This is a genomic window from Rhodococcus sp. T7, from assembly GCF_009872365.1.
Taxonomy (GTDB): Bacteria; Actinomycetota; Actinomycetes; order Mycobacteriales; family Mycobacteriaceae; genus Rhodococcus_F.
Genome location: NZ_WXYH01000377.1, coordinates 15,813 through 36,464, shown reverse-complemented (window position 1 = coordinate 36,464; position 20,652 = coordinate 15,813). Strand labels below are relative to the sequence as shown.

At 69.0% G+C, this 20,652-nt stretch carries 17 protein-coding genes; 12 read left to right on the top strand and 5 right to left on the bottom strand.

The annotated features are described in order from the left end of the window. Positions 1–28: 28 nt before the first annotated feature. The 4 genes from MLGJGCBP_RS40980 to MLGJGCBP_RS40965 all read left to right on the top strand — a co-directional run bounded on the left by MLGJGCBP_RS40980 (position 29) and on the right by MLGJGCBP_RS40965 (position 5,508). On the top strand, positions 29–1,606 hold the full coding sequence (locus tag MLGJGCBP_RS40980; protein ID WP_160103156.1) for an FMN-binding glutamate synthase family protein: 1,578 nt from the start codon (positions 29–31) through the stop codon (positions 1,604–1,606). A 125-nt stretch (positions 1,607–1,731) separates the two neighbouring features. Then, positions 1,732–4,035 (top strand): carbon starvation CstA family protein, encoded by a 2,304-nt coding sequence (locus MLGJGCBP_RS40975; protein WP_160103154.1) that lies wholly within the window; start codon positions 1,732–1,734, stop codon positions 4,033–4,035. Beyond that, positions 4,028–4,219, top strand: a complete 192-nt coding sequence (locus tag MLGJGCBP_RS40970; protein WP_160103292.1) for a YbdD/YjiX family protein — start codon at positions 4,028–4,030, stop codon at positions 4,217–4,219. Before MLGJGCBP_RS40975 ends, MLGJGCBP_RS40970 begins: the two co-directional genes overlap by 8 nt. A 77-nt stretch (positions 4,220–4,296) precedes the next feature. Beyond that, the gene (locus tag MLGJGCBP_RS40965) at positions 4,297–5,508 is read left to right on the top strand and encodes an AI-2E family transporter (protein WP_160103152.1); all 1,212 of its coding nucleotides are present in this window, start codon (positions 4,297–4,299) and stop codon (positions 5,506–5,508) included. Positions 5,509–5,515: 7 nt separating this feature from the next. On the opposite strand, the gene MLGJGCBP_RS40960 is transcribed toward MLGJGCBP_RS40965, so the two are convergent. Both MLGJGCBP_RS40960 and MLGJGCBP_RS40955 read right to left on the bottom strand, forming a co-directional pair. Next, entirely contained in the window at positions 5,516–8,497 is a 2,982-nt protein-coding gene (locus tag MLGJGCBP_RS40960) for an AAA family ATPase (RefSeq protein WP_160103150.1), read from the bottom strand. Continuing rightward, positions 8,494–9,678 carry an exonuclease SbcCD subunit D gene (locus MLGJGCBP_RS40955; protein WP_160103148.1) on the bottom strand — a complete coding sequence of 395 codons (1,185 nt, stop codon included), beginning with the start codon at positions 9,676–9,678 and terminating at the stop codon, positions 8,494–8,496. Before MLGJGCBP_RS40955 ends, MLGJGCBP_RS40960 begins: the two co-directional genes overlap by 4 nt. A 287-nt stretch (positions 9,679–9,965) precedes the next feature. Here MLGJGCBP_RS40955 and MLGJGCBP_RS40945 point away from each other — a divergent pair, with 287 nt between their 5' ends. After that, positions 9,966–10,829, top strand: a complete 864-nt coding sequence (locus tag MLGJGCBP_RS40945; protein WP_201453342.1) for a DUF6542 domain-containing protein — start codon at positions 9,966–9,968, stop codon at positions 10,827–10,829. A gap of 28 nt (positions 10,830–10,857) precedes the next feature. Here the strand turns inward: MLGJGCBP_RS40945 and MLGJGCBP_RS40940 are convergent, their stop codons facing one another. Further along, a complete protein-coding gene (locus MLGJGCBP_RS40940; RefSeq protein WP_087556506.1) occupies positions 10,858–11,868 on the bottom strand; it encodes a 4-hydroxy-3-methylbut-2-enyl diphosphate reductase in 1,011 nt (336 codons plus the stop codon). A 142-nt stretch (positions 11,869–12,010) separates the two neighbouring features. Here MLGJGCBP_RS40940 and MLGJGCBP_RS40935 point away from each other — a divergent pair, with 142 nt between their 5' ends. Genes MLGJGCBP_RS40935 through MLGJGCBP_RS40925 form a run of 3 tightly spaced genes read left to right on the top strand, consistent with a single transcriptional unit; the run spans position 12,011 to position 14,131 of the window. Continuing rightward, entirely contained in the window at positions 12,011–12,643 is a 633-nt protein-coding gene (locus MLGJGCBP_RS40935) for a lipid droplet-associated protein (protein WP_160103144.1), read from the top strand. Continuing rightward, a complete protein-coding gene (gene xseA, locus MLGJGCBP_RS40930) occupies positions 12,640–13,896 on the top strand; it encodes an exodeoxyribonuclease VII large subunit (RefSeq protein WP_160103142.1) in 1,257 nt (418 codons plus the stop codon). The genes MLGJGCBP_RS40935 and xseA overlap by 4 nt, the downstream gene beginning before the upstream one ends. Positions 13,897–13,900: 4 nt before the next feature. Continuing rightward, the gene (locus MLGJGCBP_RS40925) at positions 13,901–14,131 is read left to right on the top strand and encodes an exodeoxyribonuclease VII small subunit (RefSeq protein WP_160103140.1); all 231 of its coding nucleotides are present in this window, start codon (positions 13,901–13,903) and stop codon (positions 14,129–14,131) included. A gap of 14 nt (positions 14,132–14,145) precedes the next feature. Here the strand turns inward: MLGJGCBP_RS40925 and MLGJGCBP_RS40920 are convergent, their stop codons facing one another. After that, a complete protein-coding gene (locus MLGJGCBP_RS40920; RefSeq protein ID WP_009479114.1) occupies positions 14,146–14,715 on the bottom strand; it encodes a DUF4245 domain-containing protein in 570 nt (189 codons plus the stop codon). 189 nt (positions 14,716–14,904) lie between these two features. Between MLGJGCBP_RS40920 and glpX the strand changes: the two genes are divergently transcribed. Both glpX and MLGJGCBP_RS40910 read left to right on the top strand, forming a co-directional pair. Further along, on the top strand, positions 14,905–15,945 hold the full coding sequence (glpX, locus tag MLGJGCBP_RS40915; protein ID WP_160103138.1) for a class II fructose-bisphosphatase: 1,041 nt from the start codon (positions 14,905–14,907) through the stop codon (positions 15,943–15,945). A 96-nt stretch (positions 15,946–16,041) separates the two neighbouring features. Beyond that, positions 16,042–17,445 (top strand): class II fumarate hydratase, encoded by a 1,404-nt coding sequence (locus MLGJGCBP_RS40910; protein WP_087556510.1) that lies wholly within the window; start codon positions 16,042–16,044, stop codon positions 17,443–17,445. Between the two features lie 60 nt (positions 17,446–17,505). On the opposite strand, the gene MLGJGCBP_RS40905 is transcribed toward MLGJGCBP_RS40910, so the two are convergent. Then, positions 17,506–18,363: an acyl-ACP desaturase gene (locus MLGJGCBP_RS40905; protein WP_087556755.1), complete on the bottom strand. Its 858-nt coding sequence runs from the start codon at positions 18,361–18,363 to the stop codon at positions 17,506–17,508. 156 nt (positions 18,364–18,519) lie between these two features. Between MLGJGCBP_RS40905 and MLGJGCBP_RS40900 the strand changes: the two genes are divergently transcribed. Both MLGJGCBP_RS40900 and MLGJGCBP_RS40895 read left to right on the top strand, forming a co-directional pair. Next, entirely contained in the window at positions 18,520–20,130 is a 1,611-nt protein-coding gene (locus MLGJGCBP_RS40900) for a serine hydrolase (RefSeq protein ID WP_160103136.1), read from the top strand. 23 nt (positions 20,131–20,153) lie between these two features. Then, positions 20,154–20,585: a limonene-1,2-epoxide hydrolase family protein gene (locus MLGJGCBP_RS40895; RefSeq protein ID WP_160103134.1), complete on the top strand. Its 432-nt coding sequence runs from the start codon at positions 20,154–20,156 to the stop codon at positions 20,583–20,585. Positions 20,586–20,652 lie beyond the last annotated feature (67 nt).

The window sequence follows — 20,652 nt, the reverse complement described above, 5'->3', positions numbered from 1 at the left end:
CACTCACGTGAGGTTCTAGTCTCAGCACGTGACCCGATGGTTGATCGTCCTCGCGATATGGATCCTCGGACTGGGCGCTCTCGCCCTGACGTTCGGTGTGGCCACCGGGTGGTGGTTCGCCGCCCTCCTCCTGCTCGCGACGGCAGGCCTGGGCACGTGGGACCTGCTGCAACGGCGACACAGCATTCTGCGGAACTACCCGATGCTGGGGCACGCGCGGTTCCTGCTCGAGAAGATCCGACCCGAGATCCAGCAGTACTTCGTCGAATCGTCCACGGATGGAACACCCTTCGACCGCGATACCCGCGACCTCGTCTACGAGCGCGCCAAGGGCACGCTCGCCGAGGAGCCGTTCGGCACCGAACGCGACGTCCACGCCGTCGGCTACGAGTTCATGGTCCATTCGCTGCGCGCACGGATGGCCCCGCCGGAACCGCCGACCGTGCGCCTCGGCGGCCCCGACTGCGAACAGCCCTACGACATCGCGCTTCTCAACGTGTCCGCGATGAGCTTCGGCTCGCTCTCCGCCAACGCCATCGAAGCCCTCAACGCCGGGGCCGCTCGCGGCGGGTTCGCGCACGACACCGGCGAGGGCGCGATCAGCCCCTACCACCGTAAGCACGGCGGCGACCTGATCTGGGAGATCGCGTCCGGCTACTTCGGCTGCCGGACGGACGACGGCCGGTTCGACCCCGCCAAGTTCGCCGAACACGCGGCACTCGACCAGGTGAAGGCGATTTCGATCAAACTGTCGCAGGGCGCGAAACCCGGGCTCGGCGGGGTGCTGCCCGGTGCGAAGGTATCGCGGGAGATCGCCGAGACGCGCGGTGTGCCCGTCGGGAAGACGGTGATCTCCCCGCCCGCGCACACCGCGTTCTCCACCCCGAACGGGCTCATCGATTTCATCGTCACCCTGCGGAAGCTGTCCGGCGGCAAACCCGTCGGGTTCAAGTTGTGTGTCGGATCGCGCATCGAGTTCCTCGGCATCTGCAAGGCGATGCTCGAACGTGACGTCACCCCGGACTTCGTGATCGTCGACGGCTCCGAGGGCGGAACCGGTGCGGGTCCAGTGGAATTCGAGGACAACATGGGCATGCCGCTCACCGAGGGGCTGATGCTGGTGCACAACGCGCTCACCGGCACCGGTCTGCGGGACCGCGTCAAGATCGGCGCGTCCGGGAAGGTCGCCAGCGCATCCGACATCGTCAAACGGATCATCCAGGGCGCCGACTTCACCATGGCCGCCCGCGCGATGATGTTCGCCGTCGGGTGCATCCAGGCGCAGATGTGTCACACCAACCGCTGCCCCGTCGGGGTGACCACCCAGGACCCGGCGCGGACCCGCGCACTCGACGTCCCCGACAAGGCGGCCAGGGTGTTCCGGTTCCAGAAGTCGACGGTGGCAGGCGCCCGGCAGATGGTGGCGTCGATGGGACTCGACAGCTTCGACCAACTGACACCGGCGATGCTCAACCGCCGGATCGACGGCGTCACCACCCGCACCTACGCGGAACTGTACGAGTGGCTGATGCCCGGCGAACTACTCGAGGACCCACCGTCGGACTGGCTCACCGACTGGATCGATGCCGACTCGACTCGCTTCTGACGTCGTTTTTTCGTCGAACGGAACGTCGGCGCAATAGGGTGACGGGGGCCACAAAAGATGTGGCACCTGTCGACGGCGTCGCCCCTGGCACACAATGACGACGGGACGCCGGGAAGGAGTGCGCGATGGCCCTGAGAGCCGCCCCCGAATCCGAGGTCGAGTACCTGAAAACGGATCCGGATCTTCCGCCCGTCGGCGTGGTGGACCGCACCCCGATCTCACCGGCGGCGCGGATCACGTTCGCCGTCCTCGGCCTTCTCGGCGGCATCGCCTGGGTGATGATCGCGTTCGTCCGCGGCGAGAACATCAACGCCGTCTGGTTCGTGGTGGCCGCCGTCTGCACCTACCTGATCGCCTACCGCTTCTACGCGCGGCTGATCGAGCGCAAACTCGTCCAGCCCCGTGACGACCGGGCCACCCCCGCCGAGATCCTCGAAAACGGCAAGGACTACATGCCGACGGATCGGCGGGTGCTGTTCGGGCACCACTTCGCCGCCATCGCCGGCGCAGGGCCCCTCGTCGGCCCCGTCCTCGCCGCCCAGATGGGCTACCTGCCGGGCACGCTGTGGATCATCATCGGCGTCGTCTTCGCCGGCGCCGTCCAGGACTTCCTCGTCCTGTGGATCTCGACGAAACGCCGCGGCCGCAGCCTCGGCCAGATGGCCCGCGACGAACTCGGCGTCGTCGGCGGCATCGCCGCCATGATCGGCGTCTTCGTCATCATGATCATCCTTATCGCGGTGCTCGCCCTCGTCGTCGTCAACGCGCTGGCGGAAAGCCCATGGGGTGTCTTCTCGATCGCCATGACCATCCCGATCGCCCTTTTCATGGGCGTCTACCTGCGGTACCTGCGCCCGGGCAAGGTCGCGGAGGTGTCGCTGATCGGCGTCGTGCTGCTGCTCCTCGCCATCGTGTCCGGCGGCTGGGTGGCCGACACCGGCTGGGGCGCCGACTGGTTCACACTGTCGAAGGTGACCATCGCCTGGCTGATGATCGCCTACGGTTTCGCCGCCTCCGTCCTGCCCGTGTGGCTGCTGCTGGCCCCGCGCGACTACCTGTCGACGTTCATGAAGATCGGCACGATCGTCCTGCTGGCCATCGGCATCCTGGTTGCGCAGCCCACCATCAAGATGCCCGACGTCACGACGTTCGCCATCCAGGGCAACGGTCCCGCCTTCGCGGGCTCGCTGTTCCCGTTCCTGTTCATCACGATCGCGTGCGGCGCGCTGTCCGGCTTCCACGCCCTCATCTCCTCCGGCACGACGCCCAAACTGCTGGCGAAGGAAAAGCAGATGCGGCTGATCGGATACGGGGGCATGCTCACCGAGTCGTTCGTCGCGATCATGGCGCTGGTCACGGCGTGCATCATCGACCAGCACCTGTACTTCGCGCTCAATGCGCCGGCCACCCTCACCGGCGGAACCCCCGAGACGGCCGCGACGTATGTGAACAGCCTCGGACTGTCCAGCCCGAACATCTCCGCGGACACCCTCGCGCAGGCCGCGGCGGGCGTCGACGAGGAGTCGATCATCTCGCGCACCGGCGGTGCCCCGACGCTCGCGTTCGGCATGTCGGAAGTGCTCAGCCAGTTCCTCGGCGGCTCAGCCCTCAAGTCGTTCTGGTACCACTTCGCGATCATGTTCGAGGCGCTGTTCATCCTCACCACCGTCGACGCCGGCACCCGGGTCGCCCGGTTCATGCTGTCGGACTCGCTCGGCAACTTCGGCGGAGCCGCCCGCAAGTTCAAGGATCCGTCGTGGCGCATCGGAGCCTGGGTGTGCTCGCTCGCCGTCGTCGGACTGTGGGGCGCCATCCTCCTGATGGGCGTCACCGACCCGCTCGGCGGAATCAACACCCTGTTCCCGCTGTTCGGCATCGCGAACCAGTTGCTCGCCGCGATAGCCCTGATGGTGGTCCTCGCCATCGTCATGAAGAAGGGCCTCTTCAAGTGGGCCTGGATTCCGGGGGTTCCCCTCGTCTGGGACCTGATCGTCACCATGACCGCGTCCTGGCAGAAGATCTTCTCCGGCAACACCTCCGTCGGCTACTGGTCGCAGCACGCCGCGTTCAAGGCGGCGAAGGAAGCAGGCAAGACCAGTTTCGGATCCGCCAAGACCCCGGAGGCCATCGACGCCGTCATCCGCAACACGTTCATTCAGGGCACCCTGTCGATCGTGTTCGCCGGCCTCGTCCTGGTCGTCATGGCGGCCGGAGCGGTCGTGTGCGTCAAGGCGTTCCGGGCGGGCGGACTGCCGACCACCGAAGCACCCGAGGAGCCGTCGAAGATCTTCGCCCCGGCAGGATTCGTCACCACCGCCGCCGAGAAGGAACTCGACAAGGAATGGAACGAACTCATCGCCTCGGGCGCGGTCCGCGCCCCCGGCGCGGCGCACACCCACACGGACAGGGCACATCATCATGATGAATAAGGTCGTCGGGGCCGTCCGGACCGCCTGGTGGTGGACGGGGGCGCTGATGGGCGACCACGACTACAGCAGGTACGTCGAGCACCTTCGCCGCCACCATCCGGACGCCGAGGTGCCGAGCGAGCGCGAGTACTGGAAAGCGCGCTACGCGGACGCCGACGCCAACCCGGGCGCCCGCTGCTGCTGACCGCACCGTGCCGTCCCGGCGTCCCCCAGTACTGTCAGTACTGATCGGCTGAGCAGACACGGCAGGGAGGACCATCTGTGGCGGAGAAGGAAGCCCCGGCACCGTCCGGGAGCGCGATCACGAAACCGGACCGCGGGCACCTCATCGGGGTGGGTGCGATGTGGCTGGCCAAGTGGTCGCTGGTTCTCGTGGCAATCGCGCTGGGCGCGTTGCTGTTCGGATGGATCATCGAGAAGCTGTGGGTGATCGTCCTCCCCGTGCTGCTGGCGATCGTGGTGTGCACGGTGCTGTGGCCGCCGACGCGGGCGATGACGAAGCGGCGGATCCCCCCGGCGGCGGCCGCAGCGACGACGCTCGTCGTGTTCATCGCCGTCGTCGCCGGGATCATTGCCGGCATCGTGCCGTCCGTCGTCAGTCAGGCCCCCGAGCTGGCCAACAAGGCCACCCAGGGGATCAACCAGGTGCAGGACTGGCTGAAGGGTCCGCCGATCAACCTGCAGGACGATCAGATCGACCAGGGCATCCACACGATCATCGTGAAGGTCCAGGAGAGTGGAACGGTCATCGCGTCCGGTGTGTTCACCGGTGTCAGCACCGCGAGCTCGCTGCTGATCACACTCGGCCTCGTGCTGGTGCTGTCGTTCTTCTTCATCAAGGACGGCCCCCGGTTCATCCCCTGGCTACATTCCGTCAGCGGCGGCCGCGCGGGCCGTCATCTCGAAGTGGTGCTGGGCCGTATGTGGGACACGCTCGGTGGATTCATCCGCACCCAGGCTCTGGTCAGCCTCATCGACGCCGTCTTCATCGGGGCCGGGCTGGTGATTCTCGGTGTGCCACTCGCACCGGTCCTCGCGATCCTGACGTTCATCGGTGGCTTCATCCCGATCGTCGGTGCGTTCGTCGCCGGCGCGCTCGCCGTGCTGGTCGCGCTGGTCGCCAACGGTCTCACCACCGCGGTGATCGTGCTGATCATCATCATCGTGGTGCAGCAGATCGAGGGCAACGTGCTGCAGCCCGTCCTCCAGAGCAAGAGCATGAAACTGCACGCCGTCGTGGTCCTGCTCGCCGTCACCGCCGGCGGCTCCGTATTCGGGATCGTCGGCGCCTTCCTCGCCGTGCCCGCCGCCGCCGTCGCCGCCGTGGTGGTGCGCTACATCGGTGAGCAGATCGACGAGCACAGCGCGGAGAGCAACATCCCCGACGCCGTCGCCGCGAACGAAGACGTCGACGACGCGGAGCGGGAGGGCGTCACCGTCGACGAGACCGCCGTCGCGTCCAAGCCGGACTGACCGGCGGTCAGCCGGCCACCACCTCGACGGTCGAGCCGGTGCGTCCGCGGATCACGTGCAGCCTGCTCGGGATTCGCTGACGCATCTCGTCGACGTGACTGACGACCCCCACCACCCGGCCGCCGTCACGCAGCTCGTCGAGGACAGCCATCACCGAGTCGAGGGTGTCCGCGTCGAGGGTGCCGAATCCCTCGTCGATGAACATCGTGTCGAGCACGACGCCGCCCGACTCGGCCGCCACCACATCGGCGAGACCGAGCGCCAGCGACAGCGACGCCAGGAACGACTCACCGCCGGACAGGGTCTTGGCCGACCGCACCACCCCGGTGTAGTCGTCGCGGATATCCAGCCCCAGGCCGCCGCGGCGGCCTCGCGGACCGGCCTCGTCGCTGTGGACGAATTCGTAGCGCCCGTCCGACATCCGGCCGAGCCGCGCGGACGCCGACACCGCGACCTCTTCCAGCCGGGCCGCCAGCACATACGACCGCAGCGACATCTTCCTCGCGTTCTGGCCACGGCCCGCGATCACCTCGGCGAGCGCGGCCAACTCCTCGTGCGCGGCCAGCATCGGGGCAATCGTCTCGGCGGTCTTGTCGAGCTGACCGACGTACCGTTCCAGGTCGAGCAGTCGGCGCTCGGCGTCGGACGCCGCCGCGACGGCAACGTCCACGACCTCCGCCGCCGCGTCGTGCGCGTGCTGGACGGCCGCCAAATCCACGGGTTCCGCGTCGGCGACAGCGGCGACCTCGGGGTCGTCGAGCACTCTGCGCGCCCCCACCTCGGCGTCCCGCGCCGCCGTGAGGGCGGCCTCGATCTCATTCCGGCGGGCGGGCGTCCGGACCGCGGCCACGGCGTCGTCGATGCTGCCGAATCCGGCGTCCCCGGCGAGCGCCTCGGCCTTGGCCGCGAGTTCACGGGCCGCCGACTCGGCACCGGCGCCTGCGTCCCGCGCGTCCAGCAGTTCCGAGGCCGCCTCGGCGAGCGCGTCGAGTCGCGCGCGGCGATCCTCGACGCTCGGGTCGTCGCCCGCCGCTCGCGTCACCCGGGCCCGGATCTCCCCGAGCTGCGTCGTGCTCGCCGCGATCCGCTCGGCCACTGTGGCGGCGTCGGCGCCGACGTCCCGCGACCGTTCCTGCAGCCGGCTCTGGCGGTCCCGCAGTTCGGTGAGAAATGCGGACCGGCGCTCCACCTGATCCCCGAGCGCAGTCGCCTCCCTCACCGCCGACTCCGCGGCCGAGAGTGCCAGCGCGAGTTCGTCCGCGTCACCGTCGCCGCCGCGCTGCACGAGCACGTCGATCGCGCGCTCGGCCGCGCCGAGTTTCTCGGTCGCGGTCGTCAGCGCCGCCGCGGCTTTCTGCTCCGCCGCGCGTGCCTGGTCCTCGCCGGCCTTCGTGACCGACAGCTCGGACGGTTCCGCGGGCCGCGGGTGCTCGGGTGAACCACACACCTGGCACGGGACACCGTCCTCGAGCGTGCCCGCCAGTTCGGCGGCCATGCCCGTGATCCGGCGTTGCATCAGGTCGAGCCAGTGTTCCCGCGCGTCCTGGTGCTGGTCCCGGGCCTCGTGCACTGCGCGTTCGAGCCGATCGCGCTCGACGCGGCGGGTGCGCAGATCCGCCGCCGCGGAGGCCGCGTCGGCTGCCCGGTCCCGGGTGTCGACGAGGCCGGGCAGCGCGGCGCGGGCCTTCTCTGCCGAGTCGAGCGCCTTCTCCGCTTCCCGCAGGGCGAGTGGCAGTTGTTCCCGCTCCCGGGACAGCGCGTCCCCGGCCTCCGTGAGTTCGGCCTGCCGCGCGCGCAGTCGCTCCACCTCGACGGTGAGCCGGTCGGCGGCAGCGGATTCGGCGAGTGCCCCGTCGAGCCGCACGATCTCGTCACGCCAGGTGCGGATTCCGGCCCGGATGTGCTCGCGTTCGTCGGCGGTCGGCGGCCAGGACAACTCCGCAACGAGGTCGGCGCCGCCCACGCTCGCGCGCAGCCCGTCGGTGATCGCCCCGACGTTCCGCGCTGCGGCCGCGGCTTTGGCTCGGGCGGCGTCGGCGTCGCGGGCCACCGTCGCGACCGGTTCTGCCCGGCGCGCATCGGCTAGTTCGGCGACGAGGACGGCCCGCTGGTCGGCACCCGCTGCGTGGGTGTCGAGCTCCGTCTGGGCCCGCCGTCGGCGGGTCTGCAGGTCGAGGACGCGGCGCGCCTCCGTGAGCGCATCACGGGCCACTTTCGCCCGGCCCTTCGCTTCTTGCAGGTCGTTCGCTGCCAGGTCGCGGGTTTCACGCGCCTCTTCCTCGAGCTTGTGGGCCCAGGTCACCGGATCGGCGTCAGCGCCGCCCTCGATCCCGGCGGCGGTCGCGACCCTCGCGAGCAGCACGTCGACGGACCGCTGGTGCTCGTCGAGTTCGTGGGCGCTGGTGCGCCTGCGGTCGAGGAACCACTCCTCCACCGTCTCGAATCGTGTGGTGTCGAACAGCCGCTCCAGCAGCTGGCCGCGCTCCTCGGTGTCGGCGCGCAGGAACTTCGCGAACTCGCCCTGCGGCAGCAGCACCACCTGGAAGAACTGATCGGCGCTCATGCCCATCAGCCGTCCGACCTCGTCGGCGATGTCGGGGATCCGCGACAGGTTCTCGCCGTGACCGTCGAGCCAGGTCAGCGTGGCCTTCGCGTTCTCCTTGATCGTCCCCGACCCGCGACGCTTGAGCCGCTCGAACTCCGGGCTGCGGACGAGCCGCAGATGCCTGCCGGCGATCGTCGTCTCGAGCGTCACCGTCGGAACGGATCCGGCGGGCGCGTGGTCGGACAGGAGGCGCTTGCCGTCCTTCCTCGCTCCGGGCACGGTGCCGTACAGCGCGAACGCCACCGCGTCGAGGACCGTCGTCTTGCCGGCCCCGGTATCACCGTGCAGCAGAAACAGCCCGTCCGCACCGAGCCGGTCGAAGTCGACTTCCACGGATCCTGCGAACGGCCCGAAGGCTTCGACCTCCAACCGATGCAGCCTCATGCCGACTGTTCCAGCGCGACGACCTCGGCGGTGTCCTCGCCGGCCCGGGCGGCGTAACCGAGCGCGGCCTCCACCAGCCGGATCTCGCTCGTCGACGGTGCGCTGCGCAGATCGGTGAGGAAGCTGCGGGTGATCTGCAGATCACTGCGCCCGTACACCTTGTCGCGGTAGCGCAGATCGTCGGCGACGTCCGGGCGCTGCCACTCGAGGTGGACGGCGAACGGGAACCGGGTCTGCAGCGCGCGCATGGCGTCGACCGGACGTTCCGGGTCGGTGAGCACCGCCGACACGTAGCAGTCCTCGGCGTCGCGGAACGCGTCGTCCTCGAGCAACTGCTGCACCGTCCCGGTCAGCTGCTTCAGACCGCGGACCACCGGCAGATCGACGCGCTCGACGGAATGCAGTCCCTCGCCGTCGAGGTCCACCAGGAAGACGGCCTTGCCGTGGGTGCGCTCACCGAACGAGTACGGCAGCGGCGAACCCGAGTACCGGATGTTCTCGGTGAGGGTCTGCGGCGAGTGGAGGTGGCCGAGCGCGACGTAGTCGACCCCGCCGAAAGCGGACGCCGACACGGTCTCGACGCCGCCGACGGAAATGGACCGCTCCGACCCGGTGGCCTCCGCCCCGACCACGAACGCGTGGGCCAGCACCACCGACCGGGTGCGCGGCCCGTTTTCACGCCGCGCGTCGAGGTCGGTGCGGACGCGGCCCATCGCGGCGTCGAGGATCTCGGCGTGCGACCGGGCGGCAGGCACGTCGAGTTGCGCGCGGGTGATCTCGGGCTCGAGATACGGGATGCCGTAGAACGCGACGGGTCCGTGCGCGTCCTCGAGCACGACGGGCGCGCCGATCCCGGAGACCGTCGTCATGAGGTGCAGCCCGCCCGCGCGGGAGAACGCGGCACCCGCGCCGAGCCGGGCCGCGGAATCGTGGTTGCCGGACGTGGCGACGATGACCGCGCCCGCGTCCCGGATGGCTTCGAATCCGCGGTTGCACACGGTGACGGCGTCCGCGCTGGGGATCGACCGGTCGTACACGTCGCCGGGAACGACGACGACGTCCACACCGTGCTCGGCGACGAGAGCGGCGATCGCGTCGAGCACACTGGCCTGGTCGGTGAGCAGGTCCACCCCGTGGAACGTGCGTCCGATGTGCCAGTCCGAAGTGTGCAGGATCCTCATGTCCCGAGACCGTAGAGCACCGTGCCGACAACCTCGAACACCTCGCCCGCGTGGCGTCCGGCCGAATGGACTGTCGGTGGGCGCGTGCACCATGAGCCACATCGCCACATCGAGTCCCGGGTCACAGTCACCGCCCGCAAGCTCCACGACCTCGCCATGTTCGACGACGACCTCACCGAGGTCAGCGCCGTGGATCCGTGGCCGCGACGCACACATCTCGAGGATCTCTCGGGCTCCACCGGTCACGCCAACGGGGCTCTTCGACAAGTTGCCGCTACTGTCGTTGTGTGTCTGCAACCCAACGTGCTCGCTCTGGGGTGCCGCTCGACAGGCGGTCGATTGTCCCTACGGTTCCCGGTCTCCCCTGGTGGGGTGTCATTCTCCTGGCCGTCGGAGTCAGTTTTGTCGGATTCGCTGTCGATGCGGCTCGTGGCACCGAACTCACGGCGGCGTTCTCCACCTTCTACTTCCTCGGCTGTGTCCTCGCCGTGGCAGCTGCCGGCAACCGGGCGCTGTTCACCGCGATCGTCCAGCCGCCGCTGATCCTGTTCGTGGCGGTGCCGCTCGGGCAGAGCCTGATCGCGGAGGAGAACAGCACCGCACTGAAAGACCTGGCGATCAACGTCGCGTATCCGCTGGTCAACCGATTCCCGGTGATGCTTGCCGCCACCGTGGTGACGCTGTTGATCGGTGGGCTCCGCCTCTTCCTGCTGCAGCAGCGCAAGACCGGTCCCGCGCGGACTTCGGAGCGTCGACGTGCGCAGAAGGAGCCGCGGACGCCGCGCGCCGCCCGCCCACGGCGCACCGCCGAAGGGTCGGAGCCGTCCCCGCCGCCGCGTCGGGCGCGGGACAGGGACAGGGGCACCGCAAGGGACGCTGCACGGGAGCACCCCCGGTCGTCGCGACGGGCAGCCACCCCGCCGCCCCGCCGCTCGTCCTCGTCGGGCGGGCGCACGGCGCCCCCACCACCAATGGTCGACCGGGCAGCGCAGGCGCCCCGTTCGGTACCTCCGCGAACCACGCAGGCGCCGCGATCGGTTCCGCCGCGGACCATGCCGCGGCCCGACAACGACGTGCCTGCCCACCCCATTCCGCAGGTGCGCTACCGCGACCGGTACGAGCCGCCGTTCGAGTCGGAGCAGCCCCGCTAGAGCGGGGACGGCGCCGGTAGCGGGCCGATCAGGTCCGCGCGGCGCGAAGCTCGCGCGGCAGTGCGAACACCAGCGTCTCGTTGGCCGTGGTGACCGACTGGACGTCGTGGAATCCGTGCTCGTCGAGCAGGTCGATCACACCCCGCACCAGGATTTCCGGCACGGACGCGCCCGACGTGATCCCCACGGTCCGGACGCCGTCGAGCCAGGCCGGATCCACTTCGCGGGCGTAGTCGACCAGGTACGACGCCTTCGCGCCCGCACCCAGCGCGACCTCGACGAGGCGAACCGAGTTGGAGGAGTTGCGGGATCCGACGACGATCACGAGATCGCACTCGGGGGCCATCGCCTTGACCGCCACCTGACGGTTCTGGGTGGCGTAGCAGATGTCGTCGCTCGGCGGGTCCTGCAGACTCGGGAAACGCTCCCGCAGGCGCGCGACCGTCTGCATCGTCTCGTCGACGCTCAACGTGGTCTGCGACAACCAGATGACTTTCGATTCGTCGCGGACCGTCACGGCGTCGACGGAATCGGGGCCGTCCACGAGTTGCACGTGATCGGGGGCCTCACCGGCCGTGCCCTCCACTTCCTCGTGGCCCTCGTGGCCGATGAGGAGGATGTCGAAGTCGTCGCGGGCGAAACGCTTGGCTTCCTGGTGGACCTTCGTGACCAGCGGGCACGTGGCGTCGATGGTGCGCAGATTGCGTGCCGCGGCCGATTCGTGGACCGCGGGTGACACGCCGTGGGCGGAGAACACGAGCAGCGCACCCTCCGGAACCTCGTCGGTCTCGTCGACGAAGACCACACCCTGATCGCTGAGCGTCTCGACGACGTGCCGGTTGTGGACGATCTCCTTGCGCACGTAGATGGGGGCGCCGTGCTTCTCGAGCGCCTTCTCCACCGTCTCGACGGCGCGGTCCACGCCGGCGCAGTAGCCGCGGGGCTCTGCGAGCAGTACGCGCTTCCCGCCGTCGGCACGCGACGCTCCCGAATCTGCAGAACGTGTGATACCCACATTGAGTGGAACAGCCGAAGACATGGCTCCAGACTACGGGTCACCCCGGACGGACGACACTTTCGCGGGGCCTCGGCGGGGTAGTGTGCGCATCGTCGCACCGAAGTCCTCGACGCTGTGGGCACGTCGGCTACCCAAACGTGCCGTTGTCAGGCAGGCTGTGGGAATGATTCGTCCCCCGTTCGTGGCGCGTGTCGCCGCTGGAATCGCCGTGACGGCCGTCGAAGAGGCCAGGAAACTGCCGACCACCGCGGCGACCCTGCCCATGACCGCGGTCAGTCAGGTGCTGCAGACCACGATGCGCGTCCAGCAGTCCATGACGGCGCTGGCCATCAAGGGCGACCAGGCCTTCGCACTCATCAACTGGACCCACGACGACGAGCAGCCCGCGTGGGCCGTCTTCGACGAGGACACCGATCCGGCGCCCGGCGCCGACGGCGCCGCCGAGGAGCGGTCCGCCGGACCGGGCCGGTTCGCGCTGTACTCGCTGAGCCCGCAGGACGAGAGAACACCCGAGAAGATCTCGGCCCCGAAGGCAGCACCCGCCGCCACCAACGGCGCCTCCACCACGAAGACGGCGAGCAGGAAGCCCACCCCCGCCCGGCCCGCCGTCGCCGAACCCGAGATCGCCGTCGTCCTCGACTACGGCACGCTGACCCTCGCCCAGTTGCGGGCGCGTCTGCGCAACCTGTCGGTCGAGGACCTGACGACGCTGCTGGACTACGAGAACGCGACCCTGGCCCGCGCGCCGTTCCAGACCATGCTGACCAACCGCATCACCACCGCCAAGGCCAAGTGACCTCCGCACAGCCCCGCGCAGCCAGTACCGGACCGAGTACCGCCGAGCAGCCGTGGCCGGTCCGCACCGTGTCGGCCAAGGTCGCACAGTGGATCGACCGGCTCGGGAGTGTCTGGGTGGAGGGACAGATCACCCAGATCAACGCGCGTCCGGGCACCCGGACGGCGTTTCTGGTGCTCCGCGATCCCTCCGTCGACATGTCGCTGTCGGTGACCTGCTCCCCGCAGTTGCTGCAGAGCTCCCCCGTCCCGCTCACCGAGGGCAGCCGGGTGGTGATGTTCGGCAAGTTGTCGTTCTACACCGGCCGCGGGTCGGTGTCGTTGCGGGTCACGGAGATCCGCGCGATCGGGATCGGCGAACTCCTGGCCAGGATCGAGCGGTTGCGTGCGCTACTGGCAGCCGAGGGCCTGTTCGACCCGCGGCTGAAGCGTCCGCTGCCGTTCCTGCCCGGCACCATCGGGTTGATCACCGGTCGTGCCAGCGCCGCCGAGCACGACGTCCTCAGCGTGGCGCAGCGCCGCTGGCCCGCCGTGCGCTTCGAGGTGCGCAACACTCCGGTGCAGGGCGCGACCGCCGTCCCGCAGATCCTCGACGCGCTGAAGAATTTGGACGCCGACCCGCACGTCGACGTTATCATCCTCGCGCGCGGCGGCGGCAGCGTGGAGGATCTGCTGCCGTTCTCGGACGAGACGCTGTGCCGGGCGATCGTCGCGTGCCGCACCCCGGTGGTCAGCGCCATCGGCCACGAACCGGACAGTCCGCTCAGCGACCACGTCGCCGACCTGCGGGCCGCGACACCGACGGACGCCGCCAAGCGGGTGGTGCCGGACGCCGTCGCCGAGCAGGCACTCGTCGGCGAACTGCGGTCGCGGAGCGCGGCCGCCCTGCGCAACTGGGTGCAGCGCGAGTCGCATCTGATCTCCCAGCTGCGCAGCAGGCCGGTCCTCGCGGACCCGTTGCGCGCACTCGACGACCGGTCGGGCGAGGTCGAGCGACTGCGGGAGGCCGGGCGACGCGACATCAGCCGGGCGATCGCCGCGGAGAGCACCACGATCGAACACCTGCGGGCGCGGCTGACGACCCTCGGTCCCGCCGCGACGCTGGCCCGCGGCTACTCCGTGGTCCAGCGGATCGTGCCCGACGGCGACCCGGAGGTACTGCGTTCGGTCGACGACGCCCCGCCGGGCACCCAGATTCGCGTTCGAGTCGCCGACGGCGCAATCCGCGCCGCGGTGATGGGAAAGGACAAGTAGGAACATGAGCAACCCCACCGGAAACGACGCCGACATCGCGGAGCTCGGGTACGAGGCGGCGCGCGACGAACTCGTCGACGTGGTCAAGGTGCTCGAACAGGGCGGCCTCGACCTCGACGCGTCACTCGCGCTGTGGGAGCGCGGTGAGGCGCTGGCCAAACGCTGCGAGGAGCACCTCGCGGGGGCCCGCAAGCGCGTGGAGACGGCCCTCGCCCATGCCGAGGACGAGGGCTGATCCTCGCCCCGTCGTCAGGCAGCGAGGATCGGGGCGTCGGCCGCCGCGGTGGTCAGCTGCTCGAACGCCTCGGGTGAAGCACTGCCCGTGACGAGCAGCCGGACGTCGCCGAAGTCGGACACCCAGATCGGTTCGACACCCTCCCCGCCGTACACGATCCAGCTGTGACCTGCGACGTCCTCGGTGCCCGTCGCCGTGCGCGGACCACCCGCGACGAACGGCACGAGCACCGTCTCGACGGCGTTGCTCTGCGTCAGCTGGATGTAGCGGCCGGCCTCGGTGATGAATCCGACGGTGCTCGAATCGCCGCCGCCGTCGCCGCTGACGATGCTGCGGCTGCCCGAGTTGGGCGTCCAGCCCTCCGGGGTCTCCGGCTTGCGCACCGGGAACGGCAGGTCCTGCGCGTCGTACTTCAGCGCCGCGTCCACGTCGAAGCTGGGAATCGGGCCGCTCGTGGGTCCGCCCGGACTGAACGTGCACTGGCTGGCGATACCCGCGATCAGCACACAGAACAGGACAAGGGGTACGAGCGACCACACCATGTCGCGGTTGTTGTGCAGGATGCGGGGTTTATCAGATGCCACGCCCACCAGTATCCAGGGTCGGTCCCGGAACAACGATTCTCGGTCCTGTGAATCGCGCCCCAGCAGCGCACGTCACACATCTTTCTGGGAGAATCAGCAGCGAGATCCACCCGACACTCGGCGGCCGACGGCCACCGACACAGCGTCGACGTACAACGTCGACCGTGACTGCACCAGGAGGCACTGCCCATGACGGCTAGCACCACTTCGAGTCGCCGCGAGGCCCCGGACCGAAATCTTGCTCTGGAATTGGTCCGAGTCACCGAGGCTGGTGCGATGGCTGCCGGTCGCTGGGTCGGCCGTGGCGACAAGGAGGGTGGCGACGGCGCCGCCGTCGACGCCATGCGCCAGCTCGTGAGCTCGGTTTCGATGCGCGGCGTCGTCGTCATCGGCGAGGGCGAGAAGGACGAAGCCCCGATGCTGTTCAACGGCGAAGAGGTCGGCAACGGCGACGGACCGGACTGCGACTTCGCCGTCGATCCGGTCGACGGAACCACGCTGATGGCAAAGGGCATGCCCAATGCGATCGCCGTCCTCGCGGTCGCCGAGCGCGGCGCGATGTTCGACCCGTCCGCCGTGTTCTACATGGAGAAGATCGCCGTCGGTCCCGACGCCGCCGATGTCATCGACATCACAGCGCCCGTCGCCGAGAACATCAGGCGGGTTGCGAAGGTCCGCAAGGCGTCGCCCTCCGACGTCACAGTCTGCATCCTGGACCGTCCTCGGCACGCCAGGCTCATCCAGGAGGTCCGGGACACCGGCGCCCGCATCCGCCTCATCTCCGACGGCGACGTCGCGGGTGCGATTGCCGCCGCGCGTCCGGAGTCGGGCACCGACATCCTGATCGGCACGGGTGGAACCCCGGAGGGCATCATCGCCGCCGCCGCCATGCGCTGTATGGGTGGTTCGTTGCAGGGCCGGCTGGCCCCGACCGACGACGCCGAGCGGCAGAAGGCCATCGACGCAGGCCACGATCTGGACCGCGTGCTGACCACCGAAGATCTCGTGTCCGGTGAGAACGTCTTCTTCTGCGCCACCGGCGTCACGGACGGCGACCTGCTCCGCGGTGTCCGCTACTACGGTGGCGGCGCCTCGACGCAGTCGATCGTGATGCGGTCGAAGTCGGGCACCGTCCGCATGATCGACGCGTACCACCGTCTGGAGAAGCTGCGCGAGTACTCGTCCGTGGACTTCACGGGCGAGGACGGCGCCGTCCCGCCGACGTTCTAGGCCCTTCGGGCTCGTGCGCCTTTCCGGTAGCTGCGGCAACCGGAAAGGCGCACGGGAGCACCCCCACGACGCGCTCGAAAGTGGCATGTTTGACGCATGACCGAGAGCAACGAGCAGCAGTACCGGATCGAACACGACACCATGGGCGAGGTGCGGGTGCCCGTGGATGCGCTGTGGCGCGCGCAAACTCAGCGCGCCGTCGAGAACTTCCCGATCAGCGGTCGAGGTCTCGAGCGCACCCAGATACGCGCGATGGGTCTGCTGAAGGCGGCCTGTGCGCAGGTCAACAAGGATCTCGGCCTCCTCGACGCCGAGAAGGCGGACGCCATCATCGCCGCGGCGGGTGAGATCGCCGAGGGCAAGCACGACGACCAGTTCCCCATCGACGTCTTCCAGACCGGTTCGGGCACGAGTTCCAACATGAACGCCAACGAGGTGATCGCGTCGATCGCCGCGGCGAACGGTGTGGTCGTTCACCCCAACGACGACGTCAACATGTCGCAGTCGTCCAACGACACCTTCCCCACCGCGACGCACGTCGCGGCCACCGAGTCTGCGGTGAAGGACCTGCTCCCCGCGCTCGACCACCTGCGCCTGGCCCTGCTCGACAAGTCCACCGAGTGGAAGACCGTCGTGAAGTCGGGCCGCACCCACCTCATGGACGCCGTGCCGGTGACCCTCGGTCAGGAGTTCGGCGGGTACGCCCGTCAGATGGAGGCGGGGATGGAGCGGGTGGTGGCCTGCCTTCCGCGGCTCGGTGAACTGCCCATCGGCGGCACCGCGGTCGGGACGGGACTCAACGCCCCCGACGGATTCGGCCCGAAGGTCGTCGCCGAACTGGTCAAGGCGACGGGGGTCGACGCCCTGACCCCGGCGAAGAACAGCTTCGAGGCGCAGGCGGCCCGTGACGGTCTGGTGGAGGCGTCCGGCGCGCTGCGCACGATCGCGGTGTCCCTGACCAAGATCGCCAACGACATCCGCTGGATGGGGTCGGGTCCGCTCACCGGTCTCGGCGAGATCCGTCTCCCCGACCTCCAGCCCGGCAGTTCGATCATGCCCGGCAAGGTCAATCCGGTGCTCCCGGAAGCCGCCACCCAGGTCGCCGCACAGGTGGTCGGTAACGACGCGGCGGTCGCCTGGGGCGGTGCGGCGGGCGCGTTCGAACTCAACGTGTACATCCCGATGATGGCGCGCAACCTACTCGAATCGCTGACGTTGCTGGCCAACGTGTCGCGACTGTTCGCCGACCGGTGCGTGGTCGGGCTCGTCGCGAACGTCGAACACCTCAAGACGCTCGCGGAGTCGTCGCCGTCCATCGTGACGCCGCTGAACTCCGCGATCGGGTACGAGGAGGCCGCGGCCGTCGCCAAGCAGGCGCTGAAGGAGAAGAAGACCATCCGCGAGACCGTCGTCGACCGCGGGCTGATCGGCGACAAGCTGACCGAGGAAGAACTCGACAAGCGTCTCGACGTGCTGGCGATGGCGAAGGTGAAGGACTGACCCTGCCGACGTGAGAGGGCCCGCACTCGGTTCGAGTGCGGGCCCTCTCGCGTCGAAGTCCTACAGCAGCGCGGACAGTTCGTCGCGGGCCTTCTCGCCCTCGGTGCCGAGGTCGGTGCGTCCGGCGATGTTCCACGAGCGGAGCAGCGGGGCGAACACCTTCTCCCCCTGCTGGGCGGGGTCGTAGATGCCGGCCTCCGCGAGCACCGCGGTGCTGTCGGTTCCGCCGGGCAGCGCCACGCTCGGCACGTCGAACGCGGCGATCCGCGAGGCGATGGCACGCATCGTCTGGTCGGGCACCAGCTCGAACGCGGCCTCGACGACGTTCCGGTAGAACAGCGACTGCAGTTCGTCGTCCGCGGCGAGCCGCTCGGCGATCACGGCCACCAGCGGGTCCTCACCGAGTGCGGCCGTGTTGTGGTGACGCACGGCGGCGGCCTTCTCCTCGAACGCGGAGTTCGCGAGCATCTCGATCAGATGCATCGGCGGCATCGCGTACCCGCGGACCATCTCGTCCATCCGGGCGCGCTCGAGGGCGACGGGATCGACGGCACGCGTCACCATCAGGTAGTTGCGGAGCACGATGGAGTGCCGGTTCTCCTCCGCGGTCCAGCGGCCGACCCAGCGCCACCACGGGCCCACCAGGGCCAGGTGCTTGGCGATCTCACGGTGGTATGCGGGCACGTTGTCGGCCACCAGCACGCCCACCGTCAGCGCGAGCGCCTCGACGTCGCTCAGGGTCGACTGATCTGCCGACCAATCCGTTCCACCCATGAACGCGAAGTTCTTGCCCTGGTCCCAGGGAACCAGATCGTGCGGCTGCCAGCCGTCCGCCTCGGCGATGTGGCGCGTGAGGTTTTCGTCCACCACCGGGGCCAGCTCACTGAGCAGCTGCGAGTCGTTTTTTTCAATCGGCATCCGCACACCGTAGCGTCCGCGCCCCGGAGCCGGGTCGACCACCGGTGGATTCGACGTGAACAACACCGGCGTTGTGACGAAAACAGCCAGGTCATGGGCTTGCAATCGCTAGGCTGACAGTTCACAGCTGCCCCGGGCCCGAGCAGAGGATCACCAATGCGCAGACTTCGGAACCTGACGATACTTCTCTCGGCGCTCGCCCTCGGCGGGTCACTCGTGGCCGGGTGCGGCTCCGACACGGACGACGCCGGGTCCGCCGACTCGTCCGGCGCGAACCCCACCTCGGAATCCTCCGGGCCGCCCAACCCGGCCGCCGTCGCGGGCGTCGACATTCCCGACGGCCAGATCGACGATGCCGTGGGCCGCCTCGACGACCTGGCGAACGAGTTGATGGAGAGCTCCGGACTGCCGGGCATGGCGGTCGCCGTCGTTCACGGCGGGCAGACGGTCTACGCGAAGGGATTCGGGGTGCGTGAGGTGGGCACCGATCAGAAGGTGGACGCCGACACCGTGTTCCAGCTGGCGTCGATGTCGAAACCGGTGGGGTCGACGGTCGTGGCCCGTCAGGTCGATGCCGGCGTCATCGGCTGGGACACCCCCGTGGTGTCCAAGCTCCCCGGTTTCGCCCTCGCCGACCCGTGGGTCACCGAGCACGTCACGGTGGGCGATCTGTACTCGCACCGGTCGGGACTGCCCGATCATGCCGGCGACCACCTCGAGGACCTGGGGTACAACCAGCAGCAGGTGCTCGACAAACTCCGGCTCGACCCGCTGAACCCGTTCCGGATCACATACGAGTACACCAACTTCGGCCTCACCGCGGCGGCCGAGGCCGTCGCGGCGGCATCGGGGACGGATTGGGCGACGATCTCCGAGCAGGCGATCTACGGTCCGCTGGGGATGTCCTCCACGAGTTCGCGGTTCGCCGACTACGAGGCCCGCAGCGACCGCGCCGTCGCGCACCAACTCGTCGACGGCAAGTACGTCGCCGACGCGGTACGCAACCCCGACGCGCAGTCACCCGCAGGCGGGGTGAGCTCGTCCGTCAACGACATGGGCAAATGGCTGGCAATGCTGCTGGCCGACGGAACGTTCGAGGGCAAGGAGATCGTCTCCCCCGAAGCGCTGCAACCGGCCGTCAGTCCTCAGATCGTGTCCAGCCCACCGCGTTCGATGGACAGCCGCCCGGGATCGTACGGCTACGGGTTCAACGTCTCGACCACCCCGGCCGGCCGGGTCTCCCTCAGCCACTCCGGCGGATTCCAGCTCGGGGTGGCGACGAACTTCGTCGCGATACCGTCCGCCGACGTCGCGATCGTCGCCCTGACCAACGGGTCGCCCGTCGGAATTCCCGAAACTCTGACCGCCGAGTTCGCCGACCTCGTCCAGTTCGGGGAGATCCGCGAGGACTGGAGATCGCTGTACCGGCAGGCCATCTCGCCGATGTCCGACCCCGAGGGCAGCCTCGTCGGCCAGACGGCCCCCGCGAACGCGGCACCACCGCAGCCGCTGCCGACCTACGCGGGCACGTACAACAACGCGTACTGGGGCCCCGCCGTCGTCACCGAGAGCAACGGCGCGCTGACGCTCGGGCTCGGGCCCGCCGGGCAGACGTACCCCCTGACACACTGGGACGGCGACACCTTCACTTTCACGCTCAGCGGGGAGAACGCTCCGCCTGGGACCATTTCCAAGGCCACGTTCGCCGGCAACGACGTCACACTCGAGTACTACGACACGGAAGGCAACGGGACATTCGTCCGCTGAGCCGACACAATCGGGAGAAGATCATGAACACCAACTCGCATGCACCGACGGGAACCGATCGCACGGAGACGGCGAACGTCCAGGTGGTCCGGGCCTTCCTGGACGCCCTCGTCGCCGGCGACCCGGACGCCGCGCAACAGTATCTCCACGAGGACATCGTGTGGCACAACGTGTCGCTGCCGAAGATCCGCGGAATCGGCGCCGTCATGCGGATCTTCCGCGGAATGAGCCGTCCCGGTTTCGGATTCGACGTGCGCCTGCACCATATCGCCGACGACGGAACAGCCGTGCTGACCGAACGCACCGACGTCCTGATCTACAAGCGGCTGCGCAGCGAATTCTGGGTGTGCGGCACGTTCGAGATGCGGGACGGCAAGATCGCCGTCTGGCGCGACTACTTCAGCAACCGGGATGTCTTGTGGGGCACCCTCAAAGGCATCGTGCGCGCGTTCTGACGTGTCCGCCCGATGTCACCTCGGTTGATTCGGACCGAGGTGACATCGGGCGGATCACACTGCGGGG